Raw genomic sequence first — 18,406 nt, forward strand, 5'->3', positions numbered from 1 at the left:
CGGCGGGCCGGCCCGTCACGGCGCCCGGTGGAGCACCTTCAGGTAGTCCGCGGCGAACCGTCGCATCGTGTAGCGCTCCAGCGCGCCGGTCCTGGCGCGCCTGCCGAGCTCCCGGCACAGCGCCGGGTCGTCGAGCAGCCGGGTGAGCGCGGTACGCACGCCCGCGAGGTCGGCCGGATCGACGAGCAGGCCGTTGTGCCCGTGCGTGACCTGCAACCGCAGCCCGCCCACGTCGGACGCGACCACCGGGCGGCCCTTGACCATCGCCTCGGTCACGGTGAGCCCGAAGCCCTCCTCCAGGCTCTTCTGCAGGACCACGTCGGCCCTGCGCTGCAAGGCGTTCACCACGAGCGCGTTGCGCTCCGGGTCCCTGAGCGAGATGCACACCAGGTGCACCCGTGCGCGGTCCTCGTCCGGCAGCCCGTTCAGCACGGAGGTCACCTCGGCGAGGACGGCGAGGCCCTCGGGGTCGTCGGCGATCTCCGCCGGCTCGGTGCCCGCGAGCACGACGTGCACGTCCTTCGGGAGGCCCACGACGCAGCGCACCACCCCGGGCATGTCCTTGAGCGGGTCCCAGCGCGACACCTGCAGCACGACCCGCGCGCCGGCCGGCAGCGGCCGGTCCTGCCGGACCGTCACGCCGGCCCCGGCCCGGCCGGTGGTGAGGCCGGTCCCGGCGAGCACCGCGGCGACCTCGTCCCCGGTGAGTTCGCGGTTCTTCGTCGCCGCCGGGTCGACCGCGGGCGGGACCATGAACAGCGCGCGCGTGCGCGGCGGGGCGAACCCGGGCATCGTGGTCACGACGGCGTCCACCGCGGCGAGTTCGGCCGCGAACGCCCGCCACACCGCGCCGGGGCCGCGCTCGGGCGCGACCTCGGCCCCGATGTGGCAGTGCCAGACCACCCGCGCGCCCGCGGCTTTGACCGCCGGGGCCAGCCCGAGCGTCTGCGGGTCGTGCAGGACCACCACGTCGCCCGTGGTCACCCGCCGGGGAGGAGTCGCCCGCGGGACGAATGCCGTTGACGGCCCTCGAAAGAGTTGCGAAAATTATCGCAACTTCACTGTGGAGGCGGTATCCATGACCAGCGGGATCGGCCACGGCGCGCAGGCACGCGCGGACCTTCAGGCGTACGTCGGGGAACTGGCCGCGGCGCTGGTGCCGCACGCGAGCCCGGGAGGCGCGCGGATCGTGCCCGGGGTGAACGTCGCGGCCTACGGCGACGAGGCCGCCGGCCTGGAGGGGTTCGCCCGGCCGCTGTGGGGGCTGGCGCCGCTGGCCGCGGGCGGCGGCGACTTCGCGCACTGGGAGCTGTGGGCCCGCGGGCTGGCCGCCGGCACCGACCCCGAACACCCCGAGTACTGGGGCGACATCGGCGGCTTCGACCAGCGCCAGGTGGAGACCGCCGCGCTCGGCTTCGCGCTCGCGCTGGCCCCCGAGCGCCTGTGGGACCCGCTCGACGGCAAGGCGCGCGACCGGGTCGGCCGCTGGCTGGCCGGGTCGCTGGACCGCGCCACCCCGCCGAACAACTGGAACTTCTTCCCGGTCATGGTGAGCCTCGGCCTGGACCGGGTCGGTTACGCCCACGACCGCGACGCCCGGCACGCCCGCCTGGACGCCCTGGAGACGTACGCCCTCGGCGAGGGCTGGTACAGCGACGGACCCACCCCGCAGCGCGACTACTACATCCCGTGGGCGATGCACTTCTACGGCCTGATCTACGCGGCGCTCGGCGGTCAGGAGGACCCGGCCAGGGCGGAGCGCTTCCGGCAGCGCGCGGCCTCCTTCGCCGCGGACTTCCGGCACTGGTTCGCCGACGACGGCGCCGCGGTGCCCTTCGGCCGCAGCCTCACCTACCGCTTCGCGCAGGGCTCCTTCTGGGGCGCGCTGCCGTACGCGGGGGTGGACGCGCTGTCGTACGGCGAGGTGAAGGGCCTGCTGCTGCGGCACCTGCGCTGGTGGCGGGCCCGGCAGGCGGACATCGCGCCCGGCGGGGTGCTCTCGGTCGGCTACGCCTACCCGCACCCGCTGATGGCCGAGCAGTACAACGCGCCCGGGTCGCCGTACTGGGCGATGAAGGCGTTCCTGCCGCTCGCGCTGCCGGCCGAGCACGACTTCTGGACGGCGGGGGAGGAGCCGCACGCGGCCGAGGTGTCCACCGGGTCGGCCGAGCCGAGCGGGCAGGCCGCCGCGCCGGAGGCGTCCACGCAGCCGCACGCCGGCGCGGTCCTGCTGCGCTCGGGCGGCGACGTGACCCTGCTCAGCGGGCTCCAGCAGGGCACCTGGGCGCGCGCCGGCTCGGCGAAGTACGCCAAGTTCGCCTACTCCACCCGCTTCGGCTTCAGCGTCCCGTCCGGTGAACTCGGCCTGATCCACGGGGCGTACGACTCGGTGCTCGCGGTCAGCGACGACGACCCGGACGCCGAGCCGACGCACTTCCGGGTCCGCGAGGGGAACGCGGAGCCGCGGACCGCGGCCGACGGCACCGTGTCCAGCACCTGGCACCCCTGGCCCGACGTCGAGATCACCACCTGGCTGAGCGCCGCCGCACCCTGGCATCTGCGCACCCACCGCATCCGCACCGCCCGGCCGCTGCACACCGCGGAAGGCGGGTTCGCCGTCGACCGCGACGCCGGGCTGGTGCGGTCCGAGGGCGCGGCGGGCAGCGCGGTGGCGGTGTCCACCGCGGGCGACCTCAGCGGGCTGCGCGACCTCGGCGACGGAGAGGCCCGCACCGGGCAGGTCATCCACACGCTGCCGGGCACCAACCTGCTGGCCCGCCGCACCGCGTTGCCCACGCTCACCGGCCGGTTGGAGCCGGGCGAGCACTGGTTGCGCTGCGCGGTGCTGGGCGCCGGGGCCCGGGGCGCGGCGGCATGGGAGGGGCCGGTGCCGCCGGCCGTCGTCTGACGCCGAGCGGCGAGGCGTACGAACCCCCTTGCCCGCGGCGTGTGTCGGGGCCCGTCGAGCATTCCGGCTCGACGGGCCCCGCGCTGTCCGGTCGGCGGTTCGGCCGGTCGGCGGTTCGCGTTCGGGCGGTTTGGCGTTCGGCGGTTCGGCCCCGCTCAGCCGCGCCGGACCGTGACCGTCCTGCTGCCCGCCGGCACGCCGGTCAGCAGGACGTAACTCCCCTCCCTGCGGGCGGAGTAGAGGCGCGGTGCGCGGTCCCACGCGGTCTTGCCGTCCACCTTCACGATGTAGGACCCGTCGGCCGGCACCGGCACCGCGATCTCGCCGACGGCGCCGCTCGCGGCGGTGACGGTCAGGTCGAACTCGCCGCGGCCGCGGTCCCGCCAGGACACCCCGATCACGCCGGCCGGAGTGGTCAACTGCCCCTCCGCGCGGCCGACTCCGCCCGGGTGCGGGGCGACGCGGTAGCCGGCGGTGCCGCCGTCGTCGGCGGGTGCGATGCCCAGCAGCCGGAAGGTCAGCGCCGAGGTCGGCCCGGTGGACCAGCCGTGGGCGGCGCTCATGTAGGAGCCGGAGTAGTCCGAGCTGCCGTCGGTGCGGTAGCCCTCCCAGAACGTACTGGCCGTGCCCTGGGGCGCGTTGAGCATGTAGCCCCACTCGCGGCGGATCAGGTCGAGCGCGGTGCTGTCGCGGCCGGCCGCGAAGTGCGCGTGCACCTCCATGCCGCCGGGGAAGGGGTGCACCGCCTCGGCGCTCTTCTCCGGGGTGAGCGCGCCGACCGGCGTCCAGCGCGCGCCGAGCGCCTTGCTGACCGCGCTCGCCCGGTCCGCGTCCGGCACCAGCTCGAACCACACGGCCAGCGCGTTGCCGTCCTGCGGGTAGAGCGTGGAGCCGGGCTTGTCGCGGTAGAGACCCGCGCCGCCGTCCCAGTAACCGGCCGCCTCCACCGCGGACTTGAGCTTCGCGGCGGTCGCGGCGCTGCCGGCCGCGGTCGCGGTGTCGCCGGCCGCCCGGGCGAACGGTCCCGCGGTGACCAGCGCGCGGTACATGATGGCGTTGGCCTCGATGTTCTTGCCGTCGGAGTCGGTCCGCGCCCAGTCGGCGCTCGCCGTGACGTCGAGCAGCCCGTCGCTGTCGATCTTGGCGGTGATGTAGTCCAGCGCGGCCTTGTACTTGGGGTAGATCCCGGTCGCCCAACCGGTGTCACCGGTGAACTGCAGGTAGGAGGCGGTGCCGATGAGCGTCCACAGGTGGTACGCGTCGGAGTTGCCGATGAAGTCGACGGCCGGGCCCGCGTAGGGGAGGGCGCCGTTCGCGGCCTGGTGGTTGTAGAGCGTCTGGAGGGAGTCGCGCACGGTCCGCATGTCGCCGAGCGAGACGTAGTCGGTCAGCACGGAGATGCCGAGGTCGCCGGGCCACACGGTACGGTCGCGCTTGGCGCCGTCGACGAGCACGGTGTCGCCGGACTCCCCGATCCGGGCGCCGTTGTTCCAGCCGACCGCGGGCGGGCCCCACACCCGGCCCTGGTTGTTCGCCACGATGTTGGTCTGCACGGTGTAGGCGCCCGCGTACCAGATGCGGGTGAGCAGGTCGTCGTCGCAGGAGAAGTAGTTGGGGTAGGCGCGCAGGTCGGCCGCGTTGGGGGCGAAGGCGATCTCCACGCTGACCCCGGTCAGCTCCACGGCGCCGGCGGTCTGGTTGACGATCGTCAGGTAGCGGAAGCCGCCGCGCAGCTGGCCGGCCGGGTTGTCGGCGGCGTCGGTGCCGGAGACGGGCACGGAGGTCTGGGTGCTGATCCGGCCGGCGGGCTGCGCGGTGTAGCACACCGGGGGCTCGTTGTTGGAGCCGCCGTTGGAGCCGTCGCTCGACGTGGTGCTGACGTAGGTGGACAACTCGCTGTAGGTCAGGCCCACCTTCTGGTCGGCGTCCGAGCCGGCGCCGAGGGTGAGGGTGACGTAGCCGCCGACCTCCTTGCCGAAGTCGAGGGTGACCGAGGAGCCCGCGCCGCTGAGCCTTGTGGCGGCCGAACCGGCCTTGCGCACCAGGTCCTTGGCGTTGCCGACGGTTCCGGTGGTGGCGTGCACCGCGACCGGGGAGACGGTGCGGGTCGCGGGGGAGAGCTTGAAGGCGTCCCACCGGCCGCTCGGAGCGGCGTGCACGCCGGACGCCTTGCCGCCGGCCGCGGACGCGGTGGCCGACGACGCGCTGGCCGGCACAACGCCGTTGCCGCCCGCGGGGGTTGTGCCGGCCGCGGCTTCGGGCGCCGCCGCCTCGGCCGGCACGCCGCGCATCGCCGCGGCGGCGACCACCGAGGCGGCGCCCGCGCGGAGGAGCATCCTCCGCTTCGGCCCGGCGCCCGGTTCCGTGCTGTTCGACATGGTTCGCTCCTGTCGGGGCGCTGAGGTGGCCCGAGGGGGTCCCGGATGCGGTCGCGGTCCGCGATCGACGCACCGGATTGAAATGATTCAGCTCTGATCGGTGGACACGCTATCCACGGTGCACCGGCACGGCAACAGTCGTGCGGCGACCAGTTTTCGGACAACTCGCGGGATCGGCAGGGAACTTACTGCCGCAATACCGCCTGAATCCGATCGCCGGGTTTCCTCGCCCCGTACCGATCCGTGTCCGCACCCTTGTCCCTGGGGCGGGATTACCGGTAGGACGTGGCCTCGCGCATGAAACGTTATGGTTCCCAGAGTGGTCCCAGTGGGGAGACACCGCATGACCGTGTTCGGACGTCGAAGAGGCCACAGGAGACGGGCGGCGGTGCTCGCCGCACTCGTCGCGACCGCGCTGGCCGTACCCACCGCCGCGTCGGCGCGAGCGCCGGGCGGGCAGTCGGGCGGACCCTCGTCCGGGCACGGCTCCGGCGGGCCGCTCGCTCCGGTCGGGCTGCGCGCCGACGGCCAGGCGTCGGACGCGCTGACCGACGCCGCCCACCCGTCGTTCGCCTGGACGGTGCGTGACACCGGCCGGGCCGAGGCCCAGACCGGCTACGAACTCCGGGTCGCGCCCGCCCGGAACGGCGGAAAGCCCGCGGCGGGAGGGAGTTGGGACTCCGGCCGGGTCAGGTCCGCCGACTCCACCGCCGTCTCCTACGCCGGTCCCGCGCTCGCCGCCGACCGGACGTACACCTGGACGGTCAGGACCTGGAACAAGGAGGGCGCCGCGTCCCCCTGGTCGGCCCCCGCCTCCTTCGACACCGGGCTGCTGAACGCCACCGACTGGTCGGCCTGGTGGCTGCGCACCGACGACGGCGCGCTGACCCGCGGCGACTTCACGGTGGCCAAGCCGGTCGCCCGGGCCCGGCTGTACTTCGGCGCGCAGGGCATCGTGGAACCGCACCTCAACGGCGCCCGCGTGCAACCCTCCGAGGTCCTCGACTCCTCGGTCACCGACTACAGCTCACGCGTGCTCTACCGCGACCTCGACGTCACCAGGCAACTGCGCCAGGGCGCCAACACCCTCGGATTCATGGCGGGCAAGGGCCAGTTCAGCGGCCGGCCGGTCTTCGTCGCCCAACTCGACCTCACCTACACCGACGGCTCCACCGCCACCTTCGGCACCAGCCCGTCATGGCAGAGCACCGCGGGCCCGGTGACCGGTGACGACTTCTGGTACGGCGAGACCTACGACGCCCGCAAGGCCGCGCCCGGTTGGGACGCGCCCGGCCACGACGACAGCGGCTGGACGGCCGCGCACGCGCTCTTCCCGGTCGCGCACCCGGTGAGCCTGGCCCAGGGCAAGCCGGTCACCGCGCTGGACACCACGACCACCGCCGGCTGGTCACCGGCCGCCCTCACCGACGGGATCGACAACTCCGTCGACGCCTCCGAGGGCTACCACTCGAAGATCGAGACGACCGCCGACACCACCAAGTGGGTGCAGACCGACCTCGGTTCCGAGCAGCGGCTGCGCACCCTCACCCTCTTCCCGGCCCGTCCCACCAACGACACGGCCGGCGACCTGGTCGGCGCGGGTTTCCCGGTCCGCTACAAGGTCGAGGTCAGCGACGACCCGACCTTCGCCACGGCGACCACCGTCGCCGACCGCACCGGCGCCGACCAGGCCAACCCCGGCACCTCGCCGGTCACCCTCAGTACCGACACCACCGCCCGCTACGTCCGGGTCACCGCCACCAAGTTGCCCTGCAACGCGGCCGGTTGCACCTTCCGGCTGGCCGAACTCGGCGTCTACGGCGCCCACCCCGCGACCGGCTACGACGCCATGACCGCGCTCCGGGCCGACGTGACACCCCCGACCCGCGTCGTACAGACCGTCACCCCGGTCAAGGAGACCCGCCCCGCGGCGGGCGAGCGCGTCTACGACTTCGGCCAGAACCGCACCGGTTGGGTCACCATCAAGGCCGCCCAGCCCGCGGGCACCACCGCGACCCTCACCCAGGGCGAGATCCTGGACGCGAGCGGCCAGGTGACGACCTCCAACATCAGCTTCTCCGCCTCCGACCCGCCCCGGCAGACCAACCGCTACACCTTCGCCGGCACCGGCACCGAGACGTACGCCCCGCACTTCACCTACGCCGGCTTCCGCTACGCGGAGCTGACCGGCCTGCCCGACGACGCCCAGGTCACCGTGACCGCGCAGGTCGTCCACTCCGACGTCCCCACCACCGGGCAGTTCAGCACGTCGAACCCGCTGCTCGACAAGATCCAGGACGCGGTCGCCCAGACCCAGCTCAACGACCTGGAGTCCATCCCGATGGACTGCCCGACCCGCGAGCGGCACGGCTGGCTCGGCGACGCGGGCGACACCGACCAGGAGGCGATGAGCAACTACGACATGCAGGCGTTCTACGCCAAGTGGCTCGGTGACATCGCTACCAGCGCCAACGCCGACGGCAGCATCCCGTCCGTGGCACCCGCCAACGGCGGTCAGGGCTCCTGGGCCACCGACCCGGCCTGGGGCACCGCCTACCCGCAGATCATCTGGGACACCTACACGCAGTACGGCGACAAGCAGCCCATCACCGCCAACTACTCGCAGGTCAAGGCGTGGGTCGACTACCTCGGCACGATCAGCGACGCCGACCACGTGGTGGTGGACTCCCCGACCTCGTGGGGAGACGACTGGCTGGCCACCGTCAGCACCCCGCACGACTACTTCCAGACCGCCTTCTCCTACCTCGACGCGACCCTGCTCGCGAAGATGGCGACCGTGCTCGGCAAGACCGCCGACGCGACCCACTACAGCGCCGTCGCCGACCAGGTGAAGGCGGGCTTCCTCAAGCGCTACTTCGACGCCGCCACCGGCGTCTTCGGCAACGGCTCGCAGCTGTCCTACGCGATGCCGCTCGCGCTCGGCCTGGTCCCGGCCGGCCACGAGCAGACCAGCCTCGACCGGCTGGTGCAGGACATCGCCGCCCACGGCGACCACGTCACCACCGGATTCGTCGGCACCACCTACGTCTACCAGGCGCTCGGTGCCTACGGCCGCAACGACGTCGCCCTCGCCCTCGCCGAACGCGAGGACTACCCGAGCTTCGGCTACATGGTCGACCAGGGCCCCGGCACCATCTGGGAGAAGTGGCCGAACTCCTCGGCCCCCGACGGCACGTCGTCCAAGGACCACATCGGTCTCGGCGGCTCCATCGGCCAGTGGTTCTACCAGCAGCTCGCCGGCATCCAGCCCGGCGACTCGGCCGCCGGCGCCGGATACGGCCGGCTCACGCTCGCACCCAGCGTCGTCGGGGACCTCACCCACGTCTCGGCCACCCAGCACACCGTCCGCGGCACCGTCGAGAGCTCCTGGCAGCGCGACGGCAGCAAGCTCACCTACCACGCGGTCGTCCCGGTCGGCGCCACCGCCACCATCCGGCTGCCGCTGCTGGGAGGTACTGCCTCCACGGTCCGCGAGAGCGGCCGCACCCTCTACACCGCGGGCCGCGCCGGACAGTCCGACCCCGGGCTGACCGTCGGCAAGGCCACCGGACAGACCCTGACGCTGACCGCCGGCTCCGGCGACTACACCTTCACCGTCACCCCGCCGAGCACCTCGGTCACCCACCTGTCCGTCACCGCGACCGCCGCCGCGCCCGTCAAGGCCGGCGCGAGCGGCGACATCAGCGTGGTCGTCTCCGCGGCCGGCACGAAGTCCGGCTCCGCCGTGGTCGGCGCCCAGGTGCCCGCCGGGTGGACCGCGACCGCGACCCCGGCCGCCATCCCGATCACCCCCGCCGCCACGGTCACGCTCGCCACCGTCAAGCTCACCGTGCCCGCCGACGCGGCCAGCGGGGTGCACGCGGTGCCGATCCAGGTACGCGCGCCCGACGGCACGCTCGCCACCAGCACCGTGCAGGTCTCCGTCTTCGGCAGCTGGCCGGCCGGCACCACCGCGGCCGCCTCCAGCTTCCACGCGCCCAACGTCGTCGACGGCGCCACCCGCACCTACGTGCCCGGGAACGCCATCGACGGTGACCCCGCCACCTTCTGGAACGACGACACGCAGGACGTCTATCCCGACACCCTCACGATCACCACGCCCTCCGCCGTGACCCTCGACGGCGTCTCCTTCGTCTCCCATCCCGACGGCGTCCCCACCGACTTCACCGTCCAGACCTGGGACGGCTCCCAATGGGCCACCCGGGCCACCGTCTCGGGGAACTCCGCGGTCAGCCGCTGGATACCCTTCGACACCCCCGTCACCACCACGCAGCTCCGCATCGTCATCACCTCCGCGCAGAACAGCTTCTCCCGCGTGGTGGAACTGGCTCCCTGACGGTGCCGGACCCGCCCGGCCGCCCCGTCCCCTGGTTCGAGGGACCTCGCGCCCGGTGGGTGGCCTGTCGCGCGGTTCCCCGCGCCCCTGCTGTGCTTGCCGTTCGCGGAAAACCTCACGCCCCCGCCAGGGGCATGGGCGAGCCGCACCAGCCCAGGGGCGCGGGGAACCGCGCCGGCAGCCCCCACCGGTCCCGGGGTCGACGGCGCCACGTACCCGGGCGGTCCGGCACCCCCCGGGCGGGTTCGCTCAGCTCGCGGCGAGCGACTAGCGTGCTGATCATGACTGATACCCGTCCCGGCGCCGTAGCCGTCGGCCTTGCCACCGTCGCTGACGACGGCACCGTCCTCGACACCTGGTACCCCGCCCCGGAGCTGGCCGAGCAGCCCGGCCCGGCAGGGACCGAGCACCTGACCGCCGAGCGCGCGGCGGAACTGCTGGGCGCGGCCGCGCCGAAAGCCCTCGGCCCCGACCCGCGCCGGGGGGTGCGGGTCGTCGCGGTCCGTACGGTGATCGGCTCGCTGGACGACAAGCCGCTCGACGCGCACGACGCGTACCTCCGGCTGCACCTGCTCAGCCACCGCCTGGTCCGGCCGAACGAGCAGAACCTGGACGGCATCTTCGGCCTGCTCGCGAACGTAGCGTGGACCTCGCTCGGCCCGGTGCCGGTGGCGGGCCTGGAGGACGCCCGGCTCGCCGCGCGGGCCGAGGGCACCCACCTGACGGTCTTCGGCGTGGACAAGTTCCCGCGGATGACGGACTACGTGGCGCCCGCCGGCGTACGGATCGCGGACGCCGGGCGGGTCCGGCTCGGCGCGCACCTCGCGGCCGGCACCACCGTCATGCACGAGGGCTTCTGCAACTTCAACGCCGGGACGCTCGGCACCTCCATGGTCGAGGGCCGCATCTCGCAGGGCGTGGTGATCGGCGACGGCTCCGACGTCGGCGGTGGCGCGTCGATCATGGGCACCCTCTCCGGCGGCGGCACCCAGCGCGTCTCGGTCGGCGAACGCTGCCTGCTCGGCGCCGAGTCCGGGCTCGGCATCGCGCTCGGCGACGACTGCGTGGTCGAGGCCGGCCTCTACGTCACCGCGGGCACCCGCGTCACCCTTCCCGACGGCCAGATCGTCAAGGCCGTCGAGCTGTCCGGCGCCGACAACGTCCTCTTCCGCCGCAACTCCACCACCGGCAAGGTCGAGGTCCTCCAGCGCACCGGCTCCTGGGGCGGCCTCAACGCGGCCCTGCACAGCCACAACTGACGGACCGTCAAGCGGCTCTCCCGGCCGAGCCGTTCATGAGCGGCTGCCGCGCAGGGACGACAGGACCAGGCGGCCGTAGCGGGTGGTGAGCGCGGCCGCCGTCGCGGCGAGCGAGGCGGCCAGCGCCACCACCAGATCGGTGGCGCTGGTGTCGCCGAGCACCTGGAGGATGGCCAGCGCGGTGGACACCGGGAGGCCCAGCACCGTCAGGACGCCGAGCGCCCCGGCGATCTGCTGGCTCTCCTGGTTCTGCGCGAGCCGCGCGTAGTCCGCGGCTTCGGCGAGGATCTGCGTGAAGCGCTCCGGCAGCCGGTACCTGGCGTGGAACGCGAGCAGCAGGTGGTTGGCCGGGCCGTGCGCGCTGAGGTGCTGGCGCCAGTAGGTGCTCCGGAAGACCGCGATACGGCGTTCCAGGTCGGTGACGCGGCGGGCCAGGCCCGCATCGCCGAACACCGCGGAGAGGTCGTCGGTCAACTCGTCGATGTGGTTGCGCTGGGCGGTGCCCAGCAGCAGCGCGTCGAGGTAGGTGCCGCGGGCGTTGCCGAGCGCGTACTCGTAGAAGTCACCCGGGCCGGTGTCCGGGCGGTGCCCCAGGAACGCGGCGCCCTGGCGCAGCACCAGCGCGCTCCAGTCCGCGGAGATCCGGTTCACCTCCGCCCGCATGGCGGGCAGCGACTCCGGTGCCGGCGGCAGATCCGTCGGGGTGGCGCGTGACGCGAGCGCGTGCAGCAACAGGTCCGCCGCGAGGGGCAGTTCGGCGGTGCCGGGGTCCCGCATCACCCGGCTGAGGTCGGCGGGCGGCGTCAGGAACGCGACGGTGTACGGGCGGGCCAGTGCGAACGGTCCGGCCGGGACCTCCGGGTCGGCGACGCCCGCGAGGAGCGTCGCCGGGGCGAACGGTCCTTGCAGCGGGTCCGGGGCGGTCTCCCCGCGCCTCCTGCCGAGGGCGCGCAGCAGCGGCAGCAGGGGCGCGCCGGTCACCGTGAAGTGCAGTACGGCCAGGGCCTGTTCGGGGGAGCGGGAGCTGGGGGTGCGGAGCAGCTCCATCCCGTCCAGGCGCATCTGGCCCTGGACGGGGGCCGGGTCCGTACGGGTGTGCCACCGGCGGTCGTACAGCGCGCGGCCGGCCGAGGCCGTGAACAGCCGTCGGCGCGCGGCTTCTTCGGCGGCCGCGCCGTGGTCCGCGATCGGAAGGGGGCCCTTCGGCCACGGCGGGTCCGCCGTCAACCGCACCGGCAGCAGCACCGCCAGCGTCTGCCGGGTGCCCTCCGCCGCCACGAACGCACGCGTCAACTCTTCGTTCCAGCCCCCCGACTCGCTCACCCCCACAGCGTCGCCCCCCGCTCCCCGCTCACGCAACCGGCCCGCGGGCCCTGCCCCTGCGCCGAGTTCGCCGGACCACCGGCCGGTGGGCGGCTTGTCGCGCCCCTGGATGGTGAACGTCGTCCGTGGTGGTGGGCCGTGCGGGCTCAGGCAGGCGGTAGCGGCCAGGTGGGGACGTTGAGGGTGATCAGGGACGCGCCGGCAGGGGTGAGGCGGAGTTCGGTGAGGGCGCAGTTGTGGAGGCCGGGGAAGACCCGGCGGTAGGTGCTTTCGGGGAGGCCGAGGAGGCGGCAGAGGACCAGGCGGAAGAGGGTGTTGTGGGCGACGACGAGGACACGCTGCCCCGGGTGGTCACGGGGGATGCGCAGAAGCGCGGCGGCGCCGCGGGCCGCGGCGGAGCGGGGGTCCTCGCCGGAAGGGAAGGGGTGGGCGGCGGGATCGTCGAGGAAGGCGTCGACCTCGCGGGGGTGGGAGGCGCGGAGCTCGCCCAGGGTACGGCCCTCGGCGACGCCGAAGTCGACCTCCAGCAGGTCCGGTTCGACGACGGGAGCGATTCCGGTGGCCCGCGCCGCGGGCTCGGCGGTGCGCCGGGCACGGGACAGCGGGGACGTGACGATGGCGTCGAGCCCGGCGCCCGCCGCCCAGGCCCCGAGCGCCTCGGCCTGTTCGAGCCCGCGCGGGGTGAGCGCGATGTCGCTGACCCCGGTGTAGCGGTTCTCCTCGTGCCAGACGGTCTCACCGTGCCGGGTGAGGAAAAGGGTCGTGGCGGCGGTGGTCATCCGTGCTCCCGTGCGTAGGCGGCCGTCTCCGTGGGAAGCCAGCCGCGGCGTTCCCATTCGTCCACGAGCGCCACGAAGGGCTCGTCGAACCGCCGGCTCACCTCGGGCCGCGGTTCAAGTGTCGTACGCAGCCGCACCATCGGCCGCAGGTCCGACCACGCCGCCGGCTCGGAGCCGCCCGCGGATCGGACGCCGTGCGCGGCGAGCACGGCCATCCCGAGGGCCGAGTCGGCCTGTTCGGGAATGGTGGCCGGCCGGCCGAGCACATCGGCGCGCAACTGGTTCCAGTACGCGCTACCGGTGGCGCCCCCGGTGAAGGCGACCGGCCCCTCGATCCGGGCGCCCAACTGCCGTACGTAGGAGAGGCACAGGCGTTCCACGAACGCCACGCCCTGGAGGAGGGAGGCGTGCAGGTCGCCGTCGTCGGCGGGGGTGCCCAGGGTGAAGGGCTCGGCGTCGGGCGCCAGGAACGGGAAGCGCTCGCCGTGCGAGACGAGGGGGTAGGAGAGCACGCTCGCCGGCTCGTGCGCGGTGGCGGCCCGGTCCAGCCGGGCCAGGTCGGCCCCGGGGAACGCCCGGGCCAGCGCGCCGGCACCGACGCTGGAGGCGCCGCCCGGGAGCCAGTTGCCGTCCGCCGAGCGGTGGTTGTAGAGCACGCCGGCCGGGTCGGCGAGCGGGCGCGCCGTGACGCCCTTGATGACGAGGGTGGTGCCGAGAACGATGTTCCACTGCCCGATGTCCCAGGCGCCCGAGCCGAGTTGGGCCGCGCAGCCGTCCGTCATGCCGGCCACGACCGGGGTGCCCTCGGCGAGTCCGGTCAGGTCGGCCGCCTCGGCGCAGACGGTGCCGAGCACGGTGCCGGGCGCCACCACCGGCGGGAAGTCCAGCCCGGACAGGCCCAGTTGCTCGTGGACCGCACGGGGCCAGCGGCGGCCGTGCAGGTCGTATCCGGTCTTGAGGGCGTGGCTGGAGTCGGTCGGCACCGGGTGCCCGACCAGCCGGGTGGTGACGAAGTCCGCCTGGTGGCAGACCCGGGCGCCCCGGAGCGGCGCCGGGTCGCCGCCGTCCTGGCGGACGAGCCAGAGCAGCTTCGCCAGCGCCCAGCTCGGCTGGATGCGGTAGCCGAGGGTGTCCCACACGTCGGCGGCGGTCTCCTGGGCGTGGCGCGCCTCGGCGGCGGCCCGGCTGTCGTCGTACATCAGCGCGGCGGTCACCGGGGTGCCGCGGGAGTCCGTGAGCAGCACGGTGCCGGAGGTGCCGCACACCGCCAGGCCCCGTACCCGCGCGGGCTCCAGCGGGCGCAGCGTCGCGCGGACCGCCGCGCCGACGCCGTCCCACCAGTCGGAGGGGAGCTGTTCGTGGCGGTCGCCGTCCCGGGTGCCGATGAGCGGGGCGGAGCCCCGGCCGAGCACCCGGCCGTCGCCCGTCACGGCGAGGGCCCGTACGCCCTGCGTCCCGAGGTCGATCCCCAGCCACAGGTCCTGGTCGGGTGTGTCCGTCACGGGCTCCGGTCCTCTCGTTCGTCGTGCGGTGGCGGGGGGCGCTTTTTCACACCGTGACCACAGCCCCGGTCGGGTGCCTGCCCGCGGGGTGCCGGCGGGTTCCCATCTCGGCTCTCACCTGGTGAGAGACCGCCGGGTGGGTCACTCGACGGGTTGACCTGACGGCCGCCGGTAGTGAACACTGCCGAACGTTACATCAGCATTGAATGTTATATCCACAGTGCAGACTGTTATTGTCGGGTCGACGGATCGGAACAGGGCCGAGGGATGTCACAGGACAAGAACCGCCGGGGGCCGTCGCAGCGGCGCCGCGAGCTGTCGGACCATGTGCTGGCCGAGGGCTCGGTCTCCGCGTCCGATCTGGCCGAGCGGTTCGGGGTGAGTCTGATGACCATCTACCGCGACATCGACGAGCTGGAGCGGGAAGGCATCCTGCGCAAGTTCCGCGGCGGGGTCACGGTCCAGCCGTCCGGCGTCTTCGAGAGCAACGTGGCGTTCCGCAAGAAGACGATGCGGGCCGAGAAGGCGGCGGTCGCGGCGAAGGCGGCGACGCTGATCGAGCCCGGCATGTCCGTCATGATCGACGACTCCACCACCGCGCTGGAACTCGCCCGGCTGCTGCCCGGCATAGAGCCGCTGACCGTGGTCACCAACTTCCTCGAAGCGCTCAACCTGCTCGCCGACGAACGCGGGCTGCACCTGATGGCGCTCGGCGGCGACTACGACCGGCTGCACGACTCGTTCCTCGGCGTGCCCTGCGTGGAGGCGGTCGAGGCACTGCGGGTGGACCTGTGCTTCGTCTCCACCTCGTCGGTGTACGGCGACTACGCCTTCCACCAGGAGCAGCGGATCGTGGCGGTCAAGCGCGCGATGCTCAAGGCGGCCAACCGCAGCGTGCTGATGATCGACCACTCCAAGCTGGGGCGCACCGCGCTGCACCGGCTGGCCCCGCTGACCACCTTCGACCTCATCCTGATCGACGACCGCACCCCGCCCGACGTCCTGCGTTCCCTCGACGACAGCGGCGTCCCCTACGAGACCGCTCCGACCCCGGCATGAAGGAGACCTCGGCCATGAGAATCCTCGCAGCGGGCGACCACTTCGTCGCTCCCGACCTGTTCACCCGGGAGCTGACCGCCGAGATCGGCACCGGTCACTCCATCGCCGAACTGCGGCTGCCGTGGCCGCTCACCCCCTTCGGCCGGGTCGCCGAGGTCGACGAGGCGTCGGGTGACGAGGACACCATGGTCACCGCGTTGCGCGGGGCGCAGGTGTGCGTCACCCAGATGGCGCCGGTGACCCGGAAGATCCTCGAAGGCGCCCCCGATCTGCGGCTGGTGGTGATCGGCAGGGGCGGCCCGGTGAACGTCAACCTCGAAGCGGCGAAGGAGCACGGCGTCCAGGTCTGCAACACCCCCGGGCGCAACGCGGCCGCCACCGCCGAGTACACCGTCGGGATGATGCTCGCGGCGATGCGCCGCATCCCCGAGACGTCCGCCGCGCTCGCCGCCGGGCGCTGGGCCGGCGAGTTCTACACGTACGACAACTGCGGGCCGGGGCTCGACGGTGCGACCGTCGGGCTCATCGGGTGCGGAGCCGTCGGCAGCCGGGTGGCGCGCGCCCTGACCGCGCTCGGCGCGCGGGTGCGGCTGTACGACCCGTACGCCGACGAGCGGGTGCTGCGCGAGTCCGGTGAGCCCGTCGCCGACCTGGACGACCTGCTGCGCGGCTCCGACGTGGTGTCGCTGCACGCGCGGCTGACACCGGAGACCCGCGGGCTGCTCGGCGCGCGCGAGCTGGCGCTGCTGCCGGAGGGCGCGGTCGTCGTCAACTGCGCGCGGGGCGCGCTGCTGGACGAGGACGCGCTCTGCGACGCCCTGGAGTCGGGGCGGCTGGCGGCGGCGGGGCTCGACGTGTTCGCGGTGGAGCCCCCGCCGCCGGACTCGCGGCTGCGGACCGCGCCCCGGCTGGTCATGACGCCCCACCTGGCCGGCGCCAACACCTCCGTCGCGCACAACGCGGCGAGGATCGCGGCCGCGGAGGTGGGGCGGTTCCTGCGCGGCGAGCCGCTCGCGCACCGCGTCGTGTGAGGCGCTCGCGGCGGGGATGCGGCGGAGTGGCTCCTGTCGCGTGACGCGCGGGCCGCGGGCTTCGGCTCCCTGCCTTCGGCCGCTGGCCTTGCTTGCCGCGCTTGCCGCGCTTGCCTCGCTCGCCGTTCGCGTCGTTCGCGTCGTTCGATGCTCGCGTCGCTTGAAGCTTGCGCTGCTTGAAGTCCTCGCCACTTCAAGTTCTCGTCCCCTGAAGGTGTTTCAGCCGAAGGTCTTTCAGTCGAGGGAAGGAACGCACGGTGTTCGTCGGACTGGACATGGGAACCTCCGTCGTCAAAGCGGCGGCCTTCGCCGATGACGGCGCGACCCTGCGCGTCGAATCGATGCCGATCTCGCTCGGCGGGCAGGGGGAACACGTCGAGCAGGACGTCGAGGAGGTGGTGCGCGCCGCCACGGGTGTCCTCGCCGCGGTCAGCGAAGGGCAGGCGCCCGCGCTCGTCGCCATCACCGGCCAGGGCGACGGGCTGTGGCTGGTGGACGCCGGGGGCCGCGCCGTACGCCCCGCCATGTCCTGGATGGACGGCCGGGCCGGCGGGCTGGTGGCCGGCTGGATGGCGGACGGCACCGCGGAGCGGCTCTACCGGCGCACCGGCAACGTGCTCTTCCCCGGCTCGCCCGGGCCGCTGCTGGCCTGGCTCGACCGCCACGAACCGCAGTCCCTCGACGCGGCCACCACCGCCGCCTGCTGCAAGGACGTCGTCCATCTGCGGCTGACCGGTGAGCGCGGCACCGACCTGTCCGACGCGTCGGTGCCCTTCCTGGACCCGCGCACCCGCACCTACGCCCCCGAAGCGCTCGCCGACCTCGGCCTCGGCCACCGGGCCGGCCTGCTGCCGCCGATCGCCGCGACCCTGCCGTACGGGCAGGCGCGCGGGCACATCGCGGGCCTGCCGGACGGCACCCCCGTCACCGGCGGCCCCTACGACCTGCCGGCCTCGGCGACGGGCGCCGGGGTGACCGAGCCGGGGGACGGGCTGCTCATCGTCGGCACGACCCTGGCCTGCCAGGTCGTCGTCGAGCGCGTCGCCCTCGACGAGGACCCGGTCGGCTTCCACCTCGCCACGGCCCGGCCGGACCGCCACATGCGGGCGCTGCCGGCGATGACCGGCACCGTCGCGCTCGACTGGGTGCTCGGCCTCACCGGCACGACCCACGACCAGCTCTCCGAACTGCTCGACGCCACCCCGCGCGGCGCCCGGGGCGTCGCCGCGCTGCCCTACCTGTCGCCGTCGGGCGAACGCGTGCCCTTCGTCGACCCCGCCGCCCGCGCCGAGTTCACCGGTCTCGACCTGCGGGCCACCCGCGCGGACCTGGTCCGTGCCATGTGCGAGGCGATCGCCTTCGCCGCCCGGCACTGCCTCGAAGCGGCCGGCCTGACCGGCCGGTTGGCGGTCTGCGGCGGCGGTGCCCGCAACCCCGCGTGGCTGCGCCTGTTCGCCGACGTGCTGGGCCGCCCGCTGCGGGTCGCGCGGGGTCCCGAACCGGGCGCGCGCGGCGCGGTGTTGGCGGGTGTCGCCGCCCACGGGGACACCCTCGGGCGGCAGTTGGACGTGGCACGGTGGACGGCCCCCGAAGCGGTGATCGACCCGGACCCGGCGGGCGTCGCCTACTACGAACACGCCTACGCCGACTACCTGTTCCGCGTCGAGAGCGCCCGCAACCGCTGGGCCGGCCCGGCCGACGCCAGGGGAGCCGGCCGCCCCTGAACGCCCGTCCGGTCGTACGGCCCCGCCCGCGCGCGGTCGGGTGGGGCCGTCGAGCGGGGCTGCCGAGCGGTGCCCTCACCGCGCGA

11 protein-coding genes are annotated in these 18,406 nt (G+C 74.0%); 6 read left to right on the plus strand and 5 right to left on the minus strand.

Annotated elements, in window-relative coordinates; translation table 11 throughout:
* Positions 1-15: 15 nt before the first annotated feature.
* Positions 16-984 carry a glycosyltransferase gene (locus AB0399_RS27705; RefSeq protein WP_366413199.1) on the minus strand — a complete coding sequence of 323 codons (969 nt, stop codon included), beginning with the start codon at positions 982-984 and terminating at the stop codon, positions 16-18.
* Between the two features lie 94 nt (positions 985-1,078).
* Between AB0399_RS27705 and AB0399_RS27710 the strand changes: the two genes are divergently transcribed.
* Positions 1,079-2,908: a DUF2264 domain-containing protein gene (locus tag AB0399_RS27710; RefSeq protein ID WP_366413200.1), complete on the plus strand. Its 1,830-nt coding sequence runs from the start codon at positions 1,079-1,081 to the stop codon at positions 2,906-2,908.
* A 155-nt stretch (positions 2,909-3,063) separates the two neighbouring features.
* Here AB0399_RS27710 and AB0399_RS27715 read toward each other — a convergent pair whose 3' ends face one another.
* Complete coding sequence (locus tag AB0399_RS27715; protein WP_366413201.1) at positions 3,064-5,286, minus strand: alpha-L-rhamnosidase; 2,223 nt, start codon at positions 5,284-5,286, stop codon at positions 3,064-3,066.
* Positions 5,287-5,629: 343 nt separating this feature from the next.
* On the opposite strand from AB0399_RS27715, the gene AB0399_RS27720 reads away from it, so the two are divergent.
* Positions 5,630-9,643, plus strand: coding sequence for a family 78 glycoside hydrolase catalytic domain (locus AB0399_RS27720; protein ID WP_366413202.1), 4,014 nt, complete (start codon positions 5,630-5,632; stop codon positions 9,641-9,643).
* A gap of 281 nt (positions 9,644-9,924) precedes the next feature.
* Positions 9,925-10,902: a 2,3,4,5-tetrahydropyridine-2,6-dicarboxylate N-succinyltransferase gene (dapD, locus tag AB0399_RS27725; protein ID WP_329370630.1), complete on the plus strand. Its 978-nt coding sequence runs from the start codon at positions 9,925-9,927 to the stop codon at positions 10,900-10,902.
* A 33-nt stretch (positions 10,903-10,935) separates the two neighbouring features.
* On the opposite strand, the gene AB0399_RS27730 is transcribed toward dapD, so the two are convergent.
* From AB0399_RS27730 to AB0399_RS27740, 3 genes are all read right to left on the minus strand, one after another.
* Positions 10,936-12,225 carry a hypothetical protein gene (locus AB0399_RS27730; protein WP_366413203.1) on the minus strand — a complete coding sequence of 430 codons (1,290 nt, stop codon included), beginning with the start codon at positions 12,223-12,225 and terminating at the stop codon, positions 10,936-10,938.
* A gap of 146 nt (positions 12,226-12,371) precedes the next feature.
* On the minus strand, positions 12,372-13,004 hold the full coding sequence (locus AB0399_RS27735) for a histidine phosphatase family protein (RefSeq protein WP_366413204.1): 633 nt from the start codon (positions 13,002-13,004) through the stop codon (positions 12,372-12,374).
* Positions 13,001-14,506, minus strand: a complete 1,506-nt coding sequence (locus tag AB0399_RS27740; RefSeq protein WP_366413205.1) for an FGGY family carbohydrate kinase — start codon at positions 14,504-14,506, stop codon at positions 13,001-13,003. Before AB0399_RS27740 ends, AB0399_RS27735 begins: the two co-directional genes overlap by 4 nt.
* Positions 14,507-14,773: 267 nt before the next feature.
* On the opposite strand from AB0399_RS27740, the gene AB0399_RS27745 reads away from it, so the two are divergent.
* The 3 genes from AB0399_RS27745 to AB0399_RS27755 all read left to right on the plus strand — a co-directional run bounded on the left by AB0399_RS27745 (position 14,774) and on the right by AB0399_RS27755 (position 18,320).
* The gene (locus AB0399_RS27745; RefSeq protein WP_328462710.1) at positions 14,774-15,565 is read left to right on the plus strand and encodes a DeoR/GlpR family DNA-binding transcription regulator; all 792 of its coding nucleotides are present in this window, start codon (positions 14,774-14,776) and stop codon (positions 15,563-15,565) included.
* A 14-nt stretch (positions 15,566-15,579) separates the two neighbouring features.
* Positions 15,580-16,596, plus strand: coding sequence for a 2-hydroxyacid dehydrogenase (locus AB0399_RS27750; RefSeq protein WP_366413206.1), 1,017 nt, complete (start codon positions 15,580-15,582; stop codon positions 16,594-16,596).
* 257 nt (positions 16,597-16,853) lie between these two features.
* Entirely contained in the window at positions 16,854-18,320 is a 1,467-nt protein-coding gene (locus AB0399_RS27755; RefSeq protein WP_366413207.1) for an FGGY-family carbohydrate kinase, read from the plus strand.
* Positions 18,321-18,406: the final 86 nt, after the last annotated feature.

It is taken from the genome of Streptomyces sp. NPDC088194, from assembly GCF_040702025.1.
GTDB lineage: Bacteria > Actinomycetota > Actinomycetes > Streptomycetales > Streptomycetaceae > Actinacidiphila.

Bases quoted from the DNA above. Each gene is read 5' to 3' on its own strand.
- AB0399_RS27710 (WP_366413200.1), top strand. From the start codon at position 1,079: ATGACCAGCGGGATCGGCCACGGCGCGCAGGCACGCGCGGACCTTCAG.
- AB0399_RS27715 (WP_366413201.1), bottom strand. From the start codon at position 5,286: ATGTCGAACAGCACGGAACCGGGCGCCGGGCCGAAGCGGAGGATGCTC.
- AB0399_RS27720 (WP_366413202.1), top strand. From the start codon at position 5,630: ATGACCGTGTTCGGACGTCGAAGAGGCCACAGGAGACGGGCGGCGGTG.
- dapD (WP_329370630.1), top strand. From the start codon at position 9,925: ATGACTGATACCCGTCCCGGCGCCGTAGCCGTCGGCCTTGCCACCGTC.
- AB0399_RS27735 (WP_366413204.1), bottom strand. From the start codon at position 13,004: ATGACCACCGCCGCCACGACCCTTTTCCTCACCCGGCACGGTGAGACC.
- AB0399_RS27745 (WP_328462710.1), top strand. From the start codon at position 14,774: ATGTCACAGGACAAGAACCGCCGGGGGCCGTCGCAGCGGCGCCGCGAG.
- AB0399_RS27750 (WP_366413206.1), top strand. From the start codon at position 15,580: ATGAGAATCCTCGCAGCGGGCGACCACTTCGTCGCTCCCGACCTGTTC.